The following is a 1,504-nucleotide window of genomic DNA, read 5'->3' on the forward strand; positions in this document are numbered from 1 at the left end:
GATTATGTCCATATAATTGTGTAAAAAGGAAAGGTCATCATCATGACCCGTGTTACAATGTTTTCGACCAAGAAAACTAATACGGAGGTTATGATGATGACCCAAATCAATATTACTATAAATTTAGATGATCTCAAAGAAAAAATCGAAAGTAGTTCCCTAGAATCTCCTGTGAAAGCTTCACTAGCTTTGATTTTGAATTCTTTAATGGAAAAAGAAAGAGATGAGTATATTAACGCTTTACGCCATGAAAGATCGGAAGATCGCAGGGGATACCGTAATGGTTATTATGAGCGCGAACTCATTACTGGTACTGGTTCATTAAAATTACGCGTGCCACGTACTAGAGATGGTGAATTTTCTACGTCTATTTTTGAAAAGTATAAGCGTTGTGAACAGGCCTTGGTTTTATCAATGATTGAGATGGTTGTTAATGGGGTGTCTACTCGGAAGGTCACAAAAATCGTCGAGGAACTTTGCGGGAAGAGTGTCTCTAAGTCACTTGTTTCTAATCTTACGAAGTCCTTGGACCCAATTATTAACGATTGGAGAAACCGTCCTCTAAACACTTTATATTATCCATATCTTTTCGTGGACGCTATGTACATTAAGGTTCGCGAGAACAATAAGGTTGTTTCCAAAGGTGTTCATATTGCGTGTGGTGTGAATGAAAATGGTCACAGAGAAATTCTTGGTTTGAAAATTACTCATGGTGAATCTACTGAAAGCTGGTCTATCTTTTTTGAGTACCTAAAAGCCAGAGGACTGCAGTCTCCAATAATGATCACCTCAGATGCTCATGCTGGGTTAGTGGCCGCCATTAAGCAAAGTTTCTTAGGAACCTCTTGGCAAAGATGCACTGTCCATTTTTTAAGAAACATCGTTGAATCACTTCCAAAAAAGGGATTTGAAGAAGCTCGCCAAGAACTCAAAGCTATTTTCAGTAATACTGATCTGAAATTCGTTAGAGAATTGAAGGATCGCTTTATCGAGAAATATCAAGACACTAAAGGTTTTTCTAAGGCCATTGAGAAATTGGATGAAGGGTTCGAAGATTCCATTCAAGTTCATGCTGCACCTATTCAATTTCATAAACATCTGCGCACGACCAACATGTTAGAAAGAATGAACAGAGAAATAAGGAGAAGGGAAAAAGTTATTCAAATTTTCCCAAATGAGCAATCGGCAGCTAGGATTATTGGTGCAGTTTTGATGGATATTGAAGAGGAGTGGACTAGTAAGAATACTCAATTCTTAAAAGGTTATAAATCCTTGTAGACCCCTAAGGGGATTGGTGTGTAGCCTAATTTCGAATTGACATTGAGCCTCTGCGGGTATGATATAAAGCCGGGAAGCCAAGCTCATAAATGACCCTGGCTTGCCATACAGGCTATCATACCCGCCCCTCAACGTAAATTCGAAATATGTATAGTCCACTAATCAAGATGAAGATTTATGCGAAAAACATTGTTACAGGTTTTTACACAAGAATATGGACTTGACA

Annotated in this window: 1 protein-coding gene; it reads left to right on the forward strand. The window is 38.2% G+C overall.

Annotated elements, in window-relative coordinates:
* Positions 1-96: 96 nt before the first annotated feature.
* Positions 97-1,278 (forward strand): IS256 family transposase, encoded by a 1,182-nt coding sequence (locus FXW34_RS22735; RefSeq protein WP_147536296.1) that lies wholly within the window; start codon positions 97-99, stop codon positions 1,276-1,278.
* The last annotated feature ends 226 nt before the right edge of the window (positions 1,279-1,504 follow it).

It is taken from the genome of Bacillus marasmi (assembly GCF_902168435.1).
Taxonomy (GTDB): Bacteria; Bacillota; Bacilli; order Bacillales; family Cytobacillaceae; genus Bacillus_BU; species Bacillus_BU marasmi.